General features: G+C 69.2%; 15 protein-coding genes and 1 tRNA gene. All 16 read left to right on the forward strand.

Annotated elements, in window-relative coordinates:
- The first annotated feature begins 82 nt into the window (after positions 1–82).
- The 16 genes from OXU32_16875 to OXU32_16950 all read left to right on the forward strand — a co-directional run bounded on the left by OXU32_16875 (position 83) and on the right by OXU32_16950 (position 16,177).
- Complete coding sequence (locus OXU32_16875; GenBank protein ID MDE0075628.1) at positions 83–616, forward strand: OmpH family outer membrane protein; 534 nt, start codon at positions 83–85, stop codon at positions 614–616.
- Between the two features lie 56 nt (positions 617–672).
- The gene (lpxD, locus tag OXU32_16880; protein ID MDE0075629.1) at positions 673–1,707 is read left to right on the forward strand and encodes a UDP-3-O-(3-hydroxymyristoyl)glucosamine N-acyltransferase; all 1,035 of its coding nucleotides are present in this window, start codon (positions 673–675) and stop codon (positions 1,705–1,707) included.
- A 22-nt stretch (positions 1,708–1,729) separates the two neighbouring features.
- Positions 1,730–3,013, forward strand: coding sequence for a UDP-3-O-acyl-N-acetylglucosamine deacetylase (gene lpxC / locus OXU32_16885; protein MDE0075630.1), 1,284 nt, complete (start codon positions 1,730–1,732; stop codon positions 3,011–3,013).
- Entirely contained in the window at positions 3,014–3,826 is an 813-nt protein-coding gene (gene lpxA / locus OXU32_16890; protein ID MDE0075631.1) for an acyl-ACP--UDP-N-acetylglucosamine O-acyltransferase, read from the forward strand.
- Positions 3,823–4,860, forward strand: a complete 1,038-nt coding sequence (locus OXU32_16895) for a Gfo/Idh/MocA family oxidoreductase (protein MDE0075632.1) — start codon at positions 3,823–3,825, stop codon at positions 4,858–4,860. The genes lpxA and OXU32_16895 overlap by 4 nt, the downstream gene beginning before the upstream one ends.
- Complete coding sequence (locus tag OXU32_16900) at positions 4,835–4,969, forward strand: hypothetical protein (GenBank protein ID MDE0075633.1); 135 nt, start codon at positions 4,835–4,837, stop codon at positions 4,967–4,969. The genes OXU32_16895 and OXU32_16900 overlap by 26 nt, the downstream gene beginning before the upstream one ends.
- Positions 4,970–4,972: 3 nt before the next feature.
- Positions 4,973–6,115: a lipid-A-disaccharide synthase gene (gene lpxB, locus OXU32_16905; protein MDE0075634.1), complete on the forward strand. Its 1,143-nt coding sequence runs from the start codon at positions 4,973–4,975 to the stop codon at positions 6,113–6,115.
- Positions 6,112–7,152, forward strand: coding sequence for a tetraacyldisaccharide 4'-kinase (locus OXU32_16910; GenBank protein MDE0075635.1), 1,041 nt, complete (start codon positions 6,112–6,114; stop codon positions 7,150–7,152). The genes lpxB and OXU32_16910 overlap by 4 nt, the downstream gene beginning before the upstream one ends.
- A complete protein-coding gene (bshC, locus tag OXU32_16915) occupies positions 7,149–8,792 on the forward strand; it encodes a bacillithiol biosynthesis cysteine-adding enzyme BshC (protein MDE0075636.1) in 1,644 nt (547 codons plus the stop codon). The genes OXU32_16910 and bshC overlap by 4 nt, the downstream gene beginning before the upstream one ends.
- A 48-nt stretch (positions 8,793–8,840) precedes the next feature.
- Positions 8,841–9,116 carry a hypothetical protein gene (locus OXU32_16920; GenBank protein MDE0075637.1) on the forward strand — a complete coding sequence of 92 codons (276 nt, stop codon included), beginning with the start codon at positions 8,841–8,843 and terminating at the stop codon, positions 9,114–9,116.
- Positions 9,100–10,668 carry a murein biosynthesis integral membrane protein MurJ gene (murJ, locus tag OXU32_16925; protein MDE0075638.1) on the forward strand — a complete coding sequence of 523 codons (1,569 nt, stop codon included), beginning with the start codon at positions 9,100–9,102 and terminating at the stop codon, positions 10,666–10,668. The genes OXU32_16920 and murJ overlap by 17 nt, the downstream gene beginning before the upstream one ends.
- Complete coding sequence (gene uvrC / locus OXU32_16930; GenBank protein MDE0075639.1) at positions 10,665–12,491, forward strand: excinuclease ABC subunit UvrC; 1,827 nt, start codon at positions 10,665–10,667, stop codon at positions 12,489–12,491. The genes murJ and uvrC overlap by 4 nt, the downstream gene beginning before the upstream one ends.
- Before the next feature lie 32 nt (positions 12,492–12,523).
- Entirely contained in the window at positions 12,524–13,942 is a 1,419-nt protein-coding gene (gene gltX / locus OXU32_16935) for a glutamate--tRNA ligase (protein ID MDE0075640.1), read from the forward strand.
- Between the two features lie 175 nt (positions 13,943–14,117).
- Positions 14,118–15,539, forward strand: a complete 1,422-nt coding sequence (locus tag OXU32_16940; protein ID MDE0075641.1) for a tetratricopeptide repeat protein — start codon at positions 14,118–14,120, stop codon at positions 15,537–15,539.
- A 78-nt stretch (positions 15,540–15,617) separates the two neighbouring features.
- Positions 15,618–15,690 (forward strand) — tRNA-Gly (locus OXU32_16945).
- Positions 15,691–15,769: 79 nt separating this feature from the next.
- Positions 15,770–16,177, forward strand: coding sequence for a hypothetical protein (locus tag OXU32_16950; protein ID MDE0075642.1), 408 nt, complete (start codon positions 15,770–15,772; stop codon positions 16,175–16,177).
- Positions 16,178–16,179: the final 2 nt, after the last annotated feature.

A 16,179-nucleotide genomic window follows, 5' to 3' on the forward strand; every position in this document is an offset into this window, starting at 1 on the left:
CGCAGACATCCTTTCAGGCTGTTGGTTTTCGGGAAAAACGAGACGATTCCATCATGACCGCGCGTTCGGGGAGGCTCGGAATATGCGTGCAATAGCAGTTGTTCTCGCGGCTGGCTCCTTCTTCATGCCGGCCGATGACGCGGCCGCCCAGGGACCGCTGAGACTGGGCTACATCGATTCGCAGGCGATCCTGGCGCAGGCCCCGGGAGCGACCGAGGCACAGGATCAGTTCGAGCGCGACATGGCCCGCTACCGGGCGGAGCTGGATCAGATCGGGGAAGAACTGCAGACCATGATCCAGCAGTTCGAGCAGCAGCAGCTCACGCTCTCGCCCCAGGCGCGCGACACCCAGACCCAGGCCATCCAGGCGAAGCAGGAGGAGTACAACCAGCGCGCCGCGGAGCTGGAGGGGGAGGCCGGCAGGCGACAGGCGGAACTCGTGCAGCCCATCATGGATCAGGTCACCGAAGCGATCGACCAGATCCGGACCGAGGGCGGATACTCCATCATCTTCGACCTTTCCGGCCAGGCGATCGTCTCCGCGGATCCCGAACTCAACCTGACCCAGCAGGTCATCGACCGGCTGATGCAGAATACGCCGCCCGGCAACCGGTGAGCCCGCCGTCCTCGACGACGGAGCCCGCCACAAGAGCAGCAGGACAGGAGACGACCATGGACCTTGCAGGAGCCGCCGCTCTCACCGGCGCGCGCCTGGAGGGGCAGTCCGGCTGGACCTTCGATCGAGTCGTGCCGGTGGACCAGGCCGGGCGCGGCAGGCTCGGTTTCCTCGGCGACCGGCGCTACCTCAAGCACCTGGACTCGTCCTCGGCCGAGGCCCTGCTGGTGTCGGAGAGCCTCTCCGCCTCCGTTCGCGACCGCGTGCCGAACCTGTTGATCGCCGGTCGGCCGCGCCTCGCCCTGGCCCGGTTGCTGGATCGGCTCCATCCCCCGGAGGAAGCGCTTCCGGGGATCCATCCCACGGCCGTGCTGGGCAGGGGCGCCAGGCTCGGCCGGGACGTGCGCATCGATGCCTGCGCGGTGCTGGAGGAGGATGTCGAGGTCGGTGACCGCGCGCACATCGGCGCCCACGTATCGGTGGGCGCGGGATCGCGCATCGGCGCCGACTCGCGCCTGCACCCGCATGTCGTGCTGTATCCGGGAACCCGGCTGGGTCGGCGCGTCGTCCTGCATGCCGGGACCGTCGTGGGCTCCGACGGCTTCGGCTTCGTGATGAGCGAGGGCGGCCATGAGAAGATCCGCCAGGTAGGCGGCTGCATCATCGGCGACGACGTGGAGATGGGCGCCCATTGCTGCGTCGACCGGGGATCCATCGGGGACACCGTGATCGGCCCGGGCACCAAGACCGACAACCTGGTCCACGTCGCCCACAACGTGAACGTGGGCGACCACTCCCTCCTGATCGCCCAGGTGGGCATCTCCGGTTCCACGACCCTGGGAAAGGGCGTGGTGATGGCGGGGCAGTCGGGCGCGACCGGGCACCTCGAGATCGGCGACGGGGCACGCGTGGCCGTGCAGACCGGAGTGATCAGGGATGTCCCCGCCGGGACCAGCGTGGTCGGATTTCCCGGGCGCCCGCGCGCGGAGTTCTGGAAGTCCATGGCGGCGATGCGCAGGCTCCCGGCGCTGAGGGAGCGGGTGAAGGAGCTGGAGGAACGCCTGTCCGCGCTGGAGGGGAAGGACGAGTGATGACCGGCAGGGAGGAGCGTTCATGAGCGGGAGCCGGCAGCGCACGATCGGCCGGGAGGTGAGCCTCGAGGGCATCGGCATTCACCTGGGAGAGCATGCGGCCGTGTCGTTCCATCCGGCCGAACCCGGCGCCGGCATCGTCTTCCGGCGCATCGATCTGCCCGGCAAGCCCGAGATTCCCGCGACCCTGGATCACGTCGTGGACACCGAGCTGGGAACGAGCATCGGCCGGGGCGAAGCCCGGGTGCGCACCGTGGAGCACCTGATGGCGGCGTTGGGCGCCAGCGGGACTACCAACGTGCGGGTGGACGTTTCCGGACCCGAGATCCCCATCCGGGACGGGAGCTTCCTGGACTTCCTGGATGCCCTGGACGCAGCGGGAGTGGTGGAACAGAAAGCGGCCGCACGGGTGGCCGAACTCGATGAGCCGGTCGTGTTGCGCGCTACCGGCGGCCAATCGTACATCCTCGCGCCCGGCGCGGGACTGCGCATCACCGCGACCATCGACTTCGAACACCCCGCGATCGGCCGCCAGACCGGATCGTTCGACAGCTTCGGCGCCGGTTTTCGGGCCGACATCGCTCCGGCGCGCACCTTCGGCTTCCTCGCCGACGCGGAGGAGCTGCATGCACGCGGCCTCGCGCAGGGGGCATCGCTGGCCAACACCATCGTTCTGGACGACGAGGGCGTGGCCAACGACGGACTGCGGTTCCCCGACGAATTCCTGCGCCACAAGATCGGGGACGTGCTGGGCGATCTGACGCTGCTGGGCAGCCGGCTGCAGGGCCATCTGGTGGTGGAGCGGCCGAGTCACAGCGGTAACATCGAACTCGGCCGGCTGGTCGCGGAGCAGCTCGACCGCGCGCCTGCCGCGCCCGCGTTCGATGTCGAGCGGATTCGCAGCTACCTGCCGCACCGCTATCCGATGCTGCTCGTGGACCGGATCGCGGCTGTGGAAGGCGGTCGCCACATCACGGGCATCAAGAACGTCACCATCAACGAACCCTTCTTTCAGGGACACTTTCCCGGACGGGCCATCATGCCGGGCGTGCTCATCGTGGAGGCGATGGCCCAGATCGGCGGGCTTCTGCTCATCGATTCCGTGGGCAACCCCCGCGACAAGCAGGTCTATCTCATGTCCATACAGAAGGCGCGCTTCCGGCGGCCGGTGGTGCCCGGCGACCAACTGGTGTGCGAGGTGGAGCTGCTGCGCTTCCGGCGCGGGACCTGCAAGATGAGAGGCAAGGGATACGTGGACGGGATGCTGGCCGCGGAGGCCGAATTCATGGCGAGGGTTGTGGACTGAATGGGGGATTCGCTGCTGGACCCTTCGCGAACCGTTCAGCCCGATGTCCACCCGACGGCGATCGTGGACGACGGGGCCGTGCTGGGAGCGGAGGTGGTCGTAGGGCCCTATGCGATCGTTGGCCCGGGCGTGCGCGTCGGCGCGAGAACCCGAATCGGCCCACACGTCCTGATTGAACGGGATACCTCCGTGGGCGAGGGGTGCCGCCTTGGCCAGGGCGCGGTGCTGGGCACCGATCCGCAGGACCTCAAGTACAAGGGCGAGCGTTCCGAGCTGATCGTCGGCGACCGCACCGTCGTCCGCGAATACGCGACCCTCAACCGGGGCTCGGCCGCGTCCGGGCGCACGGTGGTGGGCAGCGACTGTCTACTCATGGCGTATGTCCACGTGGCCCACGACTGCCGCCTGGGGAACCACGTCGTACTGTCCAACTCGGTCAACATGGCCGGCCACGTCACAATCGAGGATTGGGTCATCGTCGGGGGCCTCGTGGGGATCCACCAGTACGTGCGCATCGGTGCCCATGTCTTCGTTGGCGGCGGCGCACGCGTCTCGAAGGACGTTCCGCCCTACTGCCGGGCCGCGGGGGGACGTCCAAGACTGTACGGGCTCAACACGGTCGGGCTGGAGAGGCGCGGGTTTCCGGAGGGTACCCGCCGGCATCTCAGGCAGGCATACCGCATCCTGTTCCAGTCCGGGCTGAACGTGTCCCAGGCCATGACCCGCGTCGAGGCCGACGTCGAGCAGATTCCGGAGGTTCGCCACCTTCTCGACTTCATCCGCAACAGCGCACGCGGATTAACCCTCGGATGAATCCGCCCACCCCGATCCGCATGGGGGTGGCCGGCGTCGGGAGCCTGGGGTTCCATCACGCGCGGATTCTCGGCGATCTGCCGGAAGTCCGGATGGCGGGATTCTTCGATGTGGACGCGCGCCGGGCCGCGTTCGTGTCAAGGGAGCTCGGGCTTGCGCCGGCCCGCAGTCTGCCGGAGCTGCTGTCGGAGGTAGATGCGCTGGTGGTGGCGGTTCCCACCTACTCTCACGAGGAGGTGGCGCTCGCGGCGGCCGGGCGCGGTGTTCACCTTCTCATCGAGAAGCCCATCGCGCCTTCGCTCGAGGCCGCGGATCGCATCCTGGCCGCGGCCCGCCGGGCGGGCATCGTGGTGCAGACCGGGCATGTGGAGCGGTTCAACGGCGCGCTCCGGGCGGCGGCTCCGTACATCGACGCTCCGCTCTTCATCGAGTCGCAGCGCCTGGCGCCCTTTCGCCCCCGGGGCACGGACGTGGCCGTCGTGCTCGATCTGATGATTCACGACGTGGACCTGGTGCGCATGCTCGTGCAGGCGCCGCTGGCGGACATCGCCGCCGCCGGCATCCCGGTGCTGACTCCGTCGGTGGACATCGCCAACGCGCGCCTCACCTTCCGGAACGGGGCCGTGGCGAACCTGACCGCGAGCCGGGTGTCGAGCGAAGGGCAGCGCATGCTGCGGGTGTTCCAGCGGTCGGGATACCTGCGCGTCGATCTGGCGCGCGGGAGGGGAGAGTTCCTGCGGCTCCGGCGGGACCTGCCCGCCTTGCTTGAAGGCGTGCGGGAAGCCAGCGTGGAGGAAGGGAAGGGGGGACCGGACCCGAAGGCGGCTCCGGGGCTGGAGGACATCGTCGAGCGCATTCCCTTCGAGGGTTTCCCTGAGGAACCGCTGCGGGTCGAACTCGAGGGGTTCAGGGATGCGGCGCTCGGGCGTTCGGATCCGGCCGTCTCCGGTGATGAAGGCCGGGCGGCTCTGGAGATCACGCTGTGCATCGAGAAGAGGATTCTGGACCATGTCGCTCATTCGCGTACGTCGTAACCGCAAGAAGGACTGGATCGACGCCAAGCGGGGCAAGCCCCCCACGAAGCTCATCGCCCTGCTGGTGGCGGTGCTGCTCGTCATCTGGTATCTGGGGTTCCGGTTCTGAGCGATGGCGCGCGACCCGGTGATCCTCATGCTCGCCGGGGAGCCCTCCGGTGACCTCCACGGGGCCGCCCTCGCCCGCTCGCTGCTCGACAAGTGGCCGTCCGCCCGGCTGCTGGGGCTGGGAGGCGAACGCATGGCCGCAGAGGGGGTCGAATGCATGGCGGGTCTCGATCGGCTTGCGGTCATGGGCTTCGCGGAAGTCGTGCGCCACCTCGGCTTCTTCCGGCGGCTCATGGGCCGGGTTCGCGCCGCGATGCATCGCCACGGTGTGAACCTCGTCATCCCGATCGACTATCCGGGGTTCAACCTGCGTGTCGCGAAATACGCCCGCGAGGTTGGCATCCGGGTGTTGTATTACATCGCTCCCCAGGTCTGGGCGTGGAGGCCGGCGCGCGCCCGGCGGCTGGCCCGCGACACCGATCACGTCGCCGTGATTCTCCCCTTCGAGGCCGGATTTCTGCAGAGGGCAGGCGCGCGCGCGACCTTCGTGGGGCACCCGTTGCTCGAGCTCGAGCACGAGGTGCCGGCCCGGGCCGACTTCTGCCGCGCCCACGGTCTCGATGCGCGGCGGCCGCTGCTGGCGCTCTTTCCCGGATCCAGGCGCCAGGAACTCGACCGCCACCTGGAAGTGTTCCTGGGCACCGCCCGCCGGCTCGCGCGAGCGCGCCCCCAACTGCAGGCTGTGGTGGCGCGCGCTCCCGGTCTGCCCGCTCGCGCGTACTCAGGGGTGGCCGCCACCGTCGTCGACGATGGCCGGAGCCTGCTCCGTCATGCGCGCGCGGCGGTGCTGAAGTCGGGCACCTCCACCGTGGAGGCCGCGCTCGCGGGCGTACCCTTCGCCACCGCATACCGGACGCACCCGCTCACCTTCGCCCTTGCCCGCCGCCTGGTGCGCGTGGACCACATCGCCATGGCCAACCTCATCGCCGGCCGGCGGGTGGTGCCCGAACTGATTCAGCACGAAGCGACCCCGGCGAGGCTCGAGCGCGAGCTGCTCCCGCTCGTCGACGACACGGAGGAGCGACGCGCCGTGGTCGCGGGGCTGGGCGAAGTCCGCCGAGCGCTCGGTTCGGCGGGCGCGGCCCGCAGGGTGGCCGCGATCGCGGAGTCCCTGCTGTTCCCGTCACAGCGGGCGGCGGCGGGATGAGACAGGCCGTGGAGGCGGGACTGGGCTGGGTGTGGGGGGCGTCCACCCGGCCGGCGGCGGCGGCCGGGCTGGCTCTGCTGCCGCTGGAAATGGCCTTCGCGGCGGGGGTGGCGGTCCGCAACCACCGCTACGACGCCGGACGGTTGCCGATCCGGTCGGCCGAGGTGCCGGTGGTGTCGGTCGGAAACCTGGCGGTGGGGGGGAGCGGCAAGACGCCTGTGGCGGCCTGGCTGGCCGCCTGGTTCCTGCGGCGCGGCGTGACCCCCGGCATCGTGACCAACGGGTACGGGCTCGACGAGATGCTGCTGCACCGGCAATGGAATCCCGAGGCGCCGGTCGCCGCCGATGGCCATCGGGCGCGTGCCGCCGCCGTTGTCGTGGAACGGGGCGCGCAGGTGGTGATCCTCGACGACGGCTTTCAGCACCGGGCCCTGGCGCGTGATCTGGATCTGGTGCTGGTCGCGGCGGAGCACCCTGTACCGCTGCGGCTTCTGCCGCGGGGGCCTTACCGGGAACCGGAGAAGGCCCTGGCGCGCGCGGGGGGTGTGATCGTAACCCGCCGAGTCGCTAGTTTTGGCGCGGCCCGGCGCCGAGCCCGGGCGCTGGAAGCGATGCACCGGCGGCGCTGTGCCCTTGTGAGCCTCGCGTTCTCGCGATGGAGCGATGTCGCGGGGGCTCCGGCCTCCGCTCCGACGGGCTCGGCGCTGGTCTTGTCAGGCATTGCGCGCCCGTGGGAGTTTCACGGGTTGCTGCAGCGGGAAATCCCCGGCATGGAGTTGGAGCCGATGATCTTCAGCGACCACCACTGCTACTCCGCGGCGGACATGGCCGCCATCGCGCGCCGCGCGCGCGGGCGCCCCGTCGTGACCACCGCCAAGGATGCGGTGAAGCTGCCGCAGTTGGGCGAGCACGGGGTGGACGCGCGCGTCCTGCACCTTGAAGTCGTGGTCGAGAGGGGCCGGCGATGGCTGGAAGACGCACTCGGTGAGCTGCCGGGGATCGTGCCGCCCAGCCTCGCGGGAAGGAGCGCCCGGTGAACCTGGAGCTGCTCGTCGGCCATCCCTCCGGCTCCCGCCTGGTGGCCGACTACCTGACGCGGCGCCCCTCCGCCCTTGCCTTCTTCCAGGGCGACCCGACGCTTGCGGCCAGCTACACGGCCGCGGCCGAGGCGGTGGCGGCGCGCTTCGACCGCGCCGCCCGGGCCCGCGCCGTGGAGTGCGTCCACGCCCCCACGCCTGCGGTGCGGGCACGGCTGGATCGCCTGGTCGAGGAGGGTGGCTTCTTCGTCACCACCGGGCAGCAGCCCGGTCTCTTCACCGGCCCCCTGTACAGCGTCTACAAGGCGCTCACCGCGGTGCGACTGGCGGGCGCGCTGGAGGATGTCCTGGGAAGGCCCGTGATTCCCCTGTTCTGGGTGGCGTCCGAGGATCACGACTGGCGGGAGGTCGATCACACCTGGACCGTGAGCGTCTCCAACGAGCTGCGGCGCGTTGCACTCGCCGACGGTTCGGAGCGCGGGGACCGTCCCGTCCACCGCGTGCCGATGGGCGAAGCGATCGGGCCGGTGCTGGAGGAGTTTCTCTCGCTCTTTCCGGACAACGACTTCAAGCCCGCCTGCGCACGGCGTCTGCGTTCGGCGTACGCGCCCGGGAACTCGCTCGGCGAGGCCTTTACCCAGGTGCTCGCCGATTGGCTGGGGCCGCTGGGGATGGCCTTCGTCGACGCCTCTTCGCTCCCGCTCAAGCGCGCCTCGCGGAGGCTGTTCACGGCGGTGCTGGACGGCGCGACCGAGCAGGAGGCGCTGCTGGGCAGAACCGCGGACCGGCTGAGGGCGGCCGGGTACCACGTACAGGTTCCCATTCTCGACGGCGGGGTCAACCTGTTCTTCGAGGGAAGCTCGGGACGGGAGCGCGTGTACCGGAGCGGGGGCAACTTCCGGCTCAGGCACTCGCGCGAACTTCTTGCCCGCCGCCGGATCCTCGCCGAGTCGGATGCCGATCCCCGTGTGCTGAGCCCCAACGTTCTGCTCCGCCCCGTGGTCGAGGGCGCAGTGTTCCCGGTGGTATCCTACGTCGCCGGACCGGGAGAAATCGCCTACTTCGCACAGCTCCGGGACCTGTTCGACCTCTGCGGGATCCGCATGCCGGTAGTCCACCCCCGGTTCTCGGTTACGGTCATCGAACCCAAGATCCGCAAGGTCCTCGACAAGCTGGACCTGTCCCTTCAGGACCTGGCTCGACCCTTCGGCGAACTCGCCGGACGCGTCGTGCAGGACGACGTACCCGAGGGCGTCCGTCAGGCACTTGCGGACTTGCGCGGGGGTATCGGCAGGGGCGTGGAGGAGCTGAGTCGCGCGGCGGCCACGCTGGATCCCACTCTGAAGGGACCCGCGAAGCACGTGCGCACGGTGGCCTTCGACGCACTCGAACAAATGCGGAAGAAGATCATCCACAGCCTTAAGCGGGAGAAGCAGACGAAGCTCCGCCAGCTCGAGAAGGCTCAGGTGCACCTGTATCCCCGGGGAGGTCCGCAGGAACGATCGTTGAACGCCTGCTACTACCTGATACGCTACGGACGGGAATTCCTGGACGCGCTTCACGATCGTTTCTCAGTCCGGCTGGCCGGCGACGAGTCCCGCGCCGCGAACATCGCAGGTGTCGGGTCGCTCCGGGCCTGAGGCGGCGAATCGTTGTCAGGCTGGCTCCCCCAAACCTAGTTTCGGACCATGTTGCTCTGGCTACTCCTCCTCGTCCTGCTGATCCCGATCCTCTCCATCGTACTGGATTCGCAGGTCGGCAAGGCGCTCGCGACACGCCTGGAACGGCGCGGGCTAGGCGACGGGGACCGTATCGCCGACGAGCGCATCGCCCTTCTGGAAAGCGAGACCGAGCGGCTCAGTTCGGAGGTCGACAGGCTGTCGGAGGAGAGCAGGTTCCTCCACCGGCTTCTCACCGAGCGCACTCCGGACAGGGATCTTCCTTCCGGTGACCGGCAACGCTGAGTCGGGAGCGTCAGCCAGGAGAGACGGACGCCGCTCCGCGGCCTGGGTGGCGGCGGGCATTCTGGCGAGCCGCGTGGCCGGACTCGTCCGCGATGTGCTGTTCGCGTTCTTCTTCGGCAGCAGCGTGTTCGCCGAAGCGTGGCGAGCGGCGCTCCGAATCCCCAACGTGGTGCAGAACCTGCTGGGCGAAGGCACGCTCACGGCGTCCTTCGTGCCCATCTACGCCGAGATGCTGGAGCGCGGCGAGACCGAGCGCGCAGGACGCTTTGCCGGGGCCGCCTTCGGGATCCTGACCGCAGTCGCCGGGCTGCTCGCCCTGCTCGGCGCTTCTCTGGCGCCGCTGGTCGTCACGGTGTTTGCGCCGGGCTTCGAAGGACAGACCCGGGAAGTCACCGTGCAACTGGTGCGCATTCTCTTTCCCATGACCGGCGTGCTGGTGCTCTCCGCGTGGGCCCTCGGGATCCTGAACAGCCATCGGCGCTTCTTCGTATCGTACGTGGCTCCCGTGCTCTGGAACGCGGCCATGATCGCGACAATGGTCGCGCTGGGCTGGATGTGGGCCTTCGAAGCGGACGATCTGATCGTGGCGCTGGGATGGGGCGCCCTTGCCGGAGGGGTGCTTCAGTTCGGTGTCCAGCTGCCGTTCCTGGCGGGGAAGCTGCAGCACTTCCGGCCCTCGCTCGACGTGCGGGCGCCCGGCATCCGCGAAGCAATCCGCAACTTCGTTCCGGTGGTGTCGGCGCGGGGGGTGGTCAGCCTCAGCGCGCTGGTGGAACTCCAGCTGGCCAGCTTCCTCGCCGCCGGGGCGGTCGCGATCCTCGGCTACGCGCAGAGGCTCTACCTCCTGCCCATCTCGCTCTTCGGTCTCGCGGTCGCGGCTGCCGAACTCCCGGAACTCTCGCGTCAGCGGGGCCAGGCCAGGGAGGTGATTGCGGGACGGGTGTCCGAGGCGCTGGAGCGGGTGGCGTACTTCGTGATTCCGTCGACGTTGGCCTACCTGCTCTTCGGCGATCTCGTCACGGCGGCCATCTACCAGCGCGGCGAATTCGGCCCCATGGACACCACGGCAACCTATGCCGTCCTGGCCGCCTACAGCCTCGGGCTGTTTGCCTCGGCCAACTCGCGCATGCTCTCTTCGGCGTTCTACGCGGTACGCGACCCGCGGTCGCCGGCCCGCGTGGCCGGGGTGCGCGTGGCTGTGTCGCTGCTGGTGGGCGGGGCGCTCATGTTTCCCTTCGACGCCTTCGAGGTGGGTCCCCTGCGTCTTGGCGCGGTTGGGCTCGGCCTGGGCACTTCGCTGGCGGCTTGGCTGGAGTACGTGCTGCTCCGCAGGAAGCTCGGACGCGCGCTGGGACCGCATGGGATGGCACGAGGGCGGCTGCCCCGTCTGCTCGCGGCGGGACTGCTCGCAACCGCCGCCGGATATGGAGGAGAGCTGCTCTTCGGAGACCTCAACCCGGTTCTCGCGGCTGCGGGCACGCTCCTGTCCTTCGGGGCCGTGTATCTCGCCGCTACGCGACTGTTCGGACTCCGTCTGGGAGGCGGCGCATGACGATCGCACCCCGGAATCTCGACCACCTCCCGGTCCTCCCGGGGGTGTACATGCTGAAGGACGGCGACGGCGAGGTGCTCTATATCGGCAAGGCCAACGCTCTGCGCGCGCGCGTGCGCAGCTATTTCCGCCCGGATCGCGCGCAGTCGCTCCGAACGCGCGAGCTGGCCCGCCGCAGCGCCGCCGTGGAAACCATCGTGGTGGGCTCGGGCGCCGAAGCGCTCATCCTGGAGGCGAACCTCATCAAGGAATACCGTCCGCGGTTCAACATTCAGCTGCGCGACGACAAGAGCTATCCGCATATCAAGGTCACCGTGGCCGAGCCCTTCCCGCGCGTATTCGTCACACGCCGGCTGCGCCAGGACGGATCGCGCTACTTCGGGCCCTATACTTCGGTGGGCCTGATGCGCCAGTCGCTCGAGGTCGTCAAGCGGCTTTACACGGTACGCTCCTGCCGCTACCGGCTGCCGAAGGAGGCTCCGGCGCGTCCCTGCCTGGACTACCATATCGGGCGTTGCCAGGCGCCGTGCGTGGGGTTGCAGAGCCGGCGCGCCTACCGCGAGATGATCGATGAGATACTGCGGGTGCTGGGGGGCGATACCGAGTCCGTGCGGACGCGCGTGGAGACGCGCATGCAGTCCGCCGCCGAGGCGCTGAACTTCGAGGCCGCCGCAAGGCACCGGAACGTGCTCCAGGGGCTGGATGCGCTGAGCCGCCACCAGCGGGCCTACCGCCTGGGAGGCGGCGATCAGGACGTGATCGGGCTGGCCCGGGACGGTGAACTCGGTACCGCAGTGGTTCTCCGCATCCGGGGCGGGATTCTGCTCGGCCGGGAGACCCGGCGGCTCTCGGGCCTATCCGACGAGGACGACGGCGCGCTACTGAGCGCGGTGGCCTCCCGGTTCTACCTCGGCTCGGGACGGGAGGGGCAGGCCGAGCTTCCCAGGGAGGTGCTCATTCCCGCCGAATTCGAGGATCGCCCCCTGATTGAGGGCATCCTCAGCCGGGCGGCCGGGCGCAAGGTGGTGTTCCACCGGCCTCAGCGGGGTGACAAGGTGCGGCTGATCGAGCTCGCCAGCGCCAATGCGCGCCACACCATGGAGGACCGGGTGACCGCGCTCGAGTACGCCGCAGACCGCGCCGACGAGGTGCTGTACGATCTGCAGAACCGGCTCGGGCTCAAGGTGGTTCCGCGGCTGATGGCCTGCTTCGACGTTTCCCACACCCAGGGAACGGATGTAGTTGCGAGCGTCGTGGTCTTCCGCAACGGCGAGCCCCGCAAGGCCGGGTATCGGCGCATGCGCATCCGGGGTGGCTGGGGCAACGACGACTACCGCTCCATGGGCGAAGCCGTTTCCCGTTACGCGAACAGGCTTGTCAAGGAAGGAGCCCCGGTGCCGGACCTCGTGCTGGTGGACGGCGGGAGGGGCCAGCTTTCGGTTGCGCGCGGGGCGCTCGGTTCGGCGGGACTGCGCGAGACGGCGGTGGCGTCGCTCGCGAAGCGCGAGGAGGAGGTGTTCCTGCCCGGCAGGCGCCGGCCGGTGCGCATGGGGCGCGCGGACCGGGCGCTCCATCTGCTGCAGCGCATGCGCGACGAAGCCCACCGCTTCGCAGTATCCTACACCCGCAAGCTCAGACGCAGACGCACGCTCACGAGCGAACTCGAGCGGATTCCCGGGATCGGCGACAAGCGGCGGCAAGCTCTGCTGGCGCGCTTCGGGTCGGTGCGCGGTGTACGTTCCGCGAGCCGGGCCGAGATCGCGAGGCTGCCCGGCTTCAGCGACGTGCTCGCGACGCGGGTGCTCACCTACCTGGGGAGTTGACCGTGTCCAGGCCAACGGAGGACCAGCCCGGTATGACCGTCCGCACCCGTTTCGCCCCCAGTCCCACAGGCCGCCTGCACGCGGGAAACGCGCGCGTGGCCGTCTTCAACTGGGCGTTCGCGCGCCACCACCGCGGAACCTTCATCCTGCGCGTGGAGGACACCGACGTCGAGCGCAACGTGGAGAACTCGCTCGAGACCATCCTGGAAGACCTGCGCTGGCTCGGGACTCTCTGGGACGAAGGCCCTGAGGTGGGCGGCGGTTTCGGCCCGTACCGACAGAGCGAGCGGAAGCGCGGGTACGGCGAAGCCGCGGGTCGCCTGGTGGAGGCGGGGCTGGCCTACCCCTGCTATTGCGGTGTCGAGGGCGCGGGGGAACCGGGCTTCCGCTACCCCGGGACCTGTCGGACCCTGACCCGGGACGAGCGGGGCCGGCGCGAGCGCGAAGGGACCCGCCCGGTGACGCGCTTTCACGTCCCCGCCGGCGAGATCGTGGTGCGCGACGAGGTCTACGGAACGGTCTCGTTTCCGCCGGCCGAGTTCGGCGATTTCGTGATCGTCCGCGCGGACGGGCGCCCGACCTACAACTTCGCGGTGGTGGTGGATGACATCGCCATGCGGATCACGCACGTCATTCGCGGGGTGGGCCACCTGTCCAATACCCCCAGACAGGCAGTGCTCTTCGATGCGCTGGATGCCCCGCGGCCGGTCTTTGCCCACCTCCCGATGGTGCTGGGCACGGACCGCCGCAAGCTGTCGAAGCGCGAGGGCGCGTCCTCGCTGGCGCTGTTGCGCGAGGCGGGATACCCGGCTTCCGCGGTCATGAACTATCTCTCGCTGCTGGGGTGGTCCGCCCCCGATGGGAAAGAGATCCTTACGCCCGTTGAACTGGTCCGGGAGGTGGGACTCGAGCGCATCGGTGCCAGCAACACCGTGTACGACCCCGACAAGCTGCGCTGGGTGTCGGGGAGGCACATCGCCGACATGCCGCTCACGGAGCTGGCTCGCGCGGTCGCGCCTTTCGTCGATCCGGCGCGCGTTCCCGTGGACCGCTACGACCTGACCCGCGCCGTTGACGTGATCCGCGGGCGCATGACCACGTTCGCGGAGATCAACGACCATCTCTCGCTGTTCCTGGTGGCCCGTGGGCCGGAGCTGGACCGCCTTCAGACGGCTCTGCGGAACGACGCGGGTGCGGGCGCGGTGTTGCGCGCGGTGGCCGGCGGGCTTGCCGCCCTGCCCGAGTGGGAGCCTCGCGCCATCGGGGGGGCGATCCGCGCCGCGGGCAAGGAGGCGGGCGCCCGGGGCCCCGCGCTGTTCCATCCCGTGCGAGAGGCGGTGACCGGGCGGAAGAGCGGCCCGGATCTGGGACAGGTGCTGGGCGTCTACGGTCGCGACGAGACGCTGGAGCGCATCTCCGCGGCGCTTCCGGACGGGTTGGCGCAGGACTGAGGCAACGATCGCCACAGGCCCGTCCCGAGCGGATCGTGAGGTCCGCCTCCGGGTTTGACGAGAGTCCCCCTTCATGTGATACTGTCAGGTTCTACGGGTGCGATTATCTGGTACTCGGGAACCACGCGCGCAAGCGGGCAGTTCGGGCGCGCATCAATCGAGAGGAGGAAGCCGGATGAAGTTCCTGCGTCGTGTCGTGCTGGCGGCGAGTATGGTGATCGTGGCGGGCGCATGCGCCGCCGGTTCAGGGGGTGGCGGAGGCGACACGCCCATGCCGCCGGGCATGGAAGAGGGAGTCCCGCCGCGCGACAACATGTTTACGCGCACGGCCGCGCTGGCATTGTCCCAGGCAATGCAGAACGCCGACCCCGGGGAGCGCCAGTCGCGGTACCAGGAAGCGCTTCAGGCGGCCCTCGACGGCATCGAAAACGATCCTGGCAATCCTCAGTCGTACCGTCAGGCCGGAGAAGCCTTCGTCGGGCTGAACGACCTCGCCGGGGCCGACTCGATGTGGACCACGGCCGAAGATCTCTACCCGCTCTATTCGTTCGACCTGGATCCCCTCCGCGAGCAACAGTGGGTGAATCAGTACAACCTGGCGGTGAACCAGATCCAGACGGGCGACATGGAAGGGGCGATTCCCCAGCTGGAGTCGGCCCACACGATCTACAAGGGACGCCCGGAGGCGATGCTCAATCTGGGCTCGCTTCACGCGCAGCTCGGGAACGACGGAGATGCGGTGGAGTGGTACAGGACCGCACTCGAACTGCTTCGAAGCGACGAATTCGACGCGCAGCCGGCAGACGTCCAGGCGACATGGTCGGAGAACGAGGAGATCGCGGCCTTCAATCTGGCCCAGATCCTCGCCAACGCCGGCCGCAACGAGGAGGCCGAGGTCGCCTACCGCACCTATCTCGAGCGAAGCCCGGACAACGTCACCGCGCTCAGCAACCTCGCCGTGGTCCTGATGGCCATGGACCGCAACGAGGAGGCTGCAGAGATCTACCAGGGGCTTCTGGCGCGCACCGACCTGGATGCGCGCGACTACTACGTTACCGGCATCGGCCTCTACAACGCCGAGAACTATTCGATGGCGGCGCAGGCCTTCGGCCGGTCGTACGAGCTCATTCCCGAGAGCCGGGACGCGCTCTACAACTACGCCCAGGCCCTCTACCTCGCCGGTGAGCTGGACGAGCTGTACCCGGCCGCGGTATCGCTCGCGGAGATGGACCCGTACAACAACAACGTCTACCGGCTGCTCGCGCAGGGTCTCATGGCCCAGGGCGACACGGCTGAGGCGGCGCGGGTGCTGGAAGAGGAGATGGCGACCCTGGAGTTCGAGATCGACGGCACCATCCTGCAGCCCTTCGGCGGCGGCGGTGGGGTCGTCAACGGGGAGCTCCTCAACCACTCTCTGGAAGGCGGCTCCGTCGACATCCGCGTGTTCTTCTACGGCGTGGACGGACTCGAAATCGGAACCCAGGATGTCTCGGTGCCGGTGCCTGCGGCGGATATGAGGGAGGTGTTCCGAGTCGAACTCGACACCGACCAGGATGTGGTCGCCTATCGATACGAGGTCATTTCGCCGGAGCCATAATTCCCAGGGCCTGCGGGAGCCCCGGGCGACGAGGCGGACGACGCGTCGCCCCGGGCCGCTGCCCGGTCAGGTCCGCCCGCGGGCGTAGCTCAGTTGGTAGAGCATCAGCTTCCCAAGCTGAGGGTCGCCGGTTCGAGCCCGGTCGCCCGCTTCCTTCCCGGGTGACGAATCCGCCACCCGTTCCTCGCCGGCGCGAGGCCCGCCTGCCCCCAGACCTGGAGACGAGCATCATGAAGGCCATGCTGACCGCGACCTCCGCCATCGCCCTGCTGGTTGCCGCCTGCGGGCCCGGAGCCGGGCCCCCGGGAGAGCCGGAGCAGACGACCGGACGCACGCCCCAGTTCGAGAACGAGTATGTCGAGGTCTGGAAGAGCGTGATCGTGCCCAACCAGCCGCTGGAGATGCACCGTCACGACAATCCCCGCGCCATCATCGCGCTCAGGGGTGGAACCCTGACGGTCGTGAACGACGCGGGCGAGCGGCGCGACATGACCTGGGAGACCGGCAGCGCCTACTGGCTGGAGGCGGACCCGCCGGGCGAACTGCATGGGGACGTGAACGAGGGACCCGAGCCGGTGGAAGTGATCGTCGTGCAGCTCAAGCGTCCGGCGATGGAGGGGGCGCCGGGCGGCCGCTGACC

This window comes from Gammaproteobacteria bacterium, assembly GCA_028819075.1.
GTDB lineage: Bacteria > Gemmatimonadota > Gemmatimonadetes > Longimicrobiales > Gaopeijiaceae > BD2-11.

Excerpts from the sequence above, each read along its gene's own strand:
- uvrC (MDE0075639.1), top strand. The coding sequence starts at position 10,665 with ATGACGATCGCACCCCGGAATCTCGACCACCTCCCGGTCCTCCCGGGG.
- lpxB (MDE0075634.1), top strand. The coding sequence starts at position 4,973 with ATGGCGCGCGACCCGGTGATCCTCATGCTCGCCGGGGAGCCCTCCGGT.
- lpxD (MDE0075629.1), top strand. The coding sequence starts at position 673 with ATGGACCTTGCAGGAGCCGCCGCTCTCACCGGCGCGCGCCTGGAGGGG.
- OXU32_16920 (MDE0075637.1), top strand. The coding sequence starts at position 8,841 with ATGTTGCTCTGGCTACTCCTCCTCGTCCTGCTGATCCCGATCCTCTCC.
- OXU32_16910 (MDE0075635.1), top strand. The coding sequence starts at position 6,112 with ATGAGACAGGCCGTGGAGGCGGGACTGGGCTGGGTGTGGGGGGCGTCC.
- gltX (MDE0075640.1), top strand. The coding sequence starts at position 12,524 with ATGACCGTCCGCACCCGTTTCGCCCCCAGTCCCACAGGCCGCCTGCAC.
- lpxC (MDE0075630.1), top strand. The coding sequence starts at position 1,730 with ATGAGCGGGAGCCGGCAGCGCACGATCGGCCGGGAGGTGAGCCTCGAG.
- lpxA (MDE0075631.1), top strand. The coding sequence starts at position 3,014 with ATGGGGGATTCGCTGCTGGACCCTTCGCGAACCGTTCAGCCCGATGTC.
- OXU32_16895 (MDE0075632.1), top strand. The coding sequence starts at position 3,823 with ATGAATCCGCCCACCCCGATCCGCATGGGGGTGGCCGGCGTCGGGAGC.
- OXU32_16940 (MDE0075641.1), top strand. The coding sequence starts at position 14,118 with ATGAAGTTCCTGCGTCGTGTCGTGCTGGCGGCGAGTATGGTGATCGTG.
- OXU32_16875 (MDE0075628.1), top strand. The coding sequence starts at position 83 with ATGCGTGCAATAGCAGTTGTTCTCGCGGCTGGCTCCTTCTTCATGCCG.
- OXU32_16900 (MDE0075633.1), top strand. The coding sequence starts at position 4,835 with ATGTCGCTCATTCGCGTACGTCGTAACCGCAAGAAGGACTGGATCGAC.
- OXU32_16950 (MDE0075642.1), top strand. The coding sequence starts at position 15,770 with ATGAAGGCCATGCTGACCGCGACCTCCGCCATCGCCCTGCTGGTTGCC.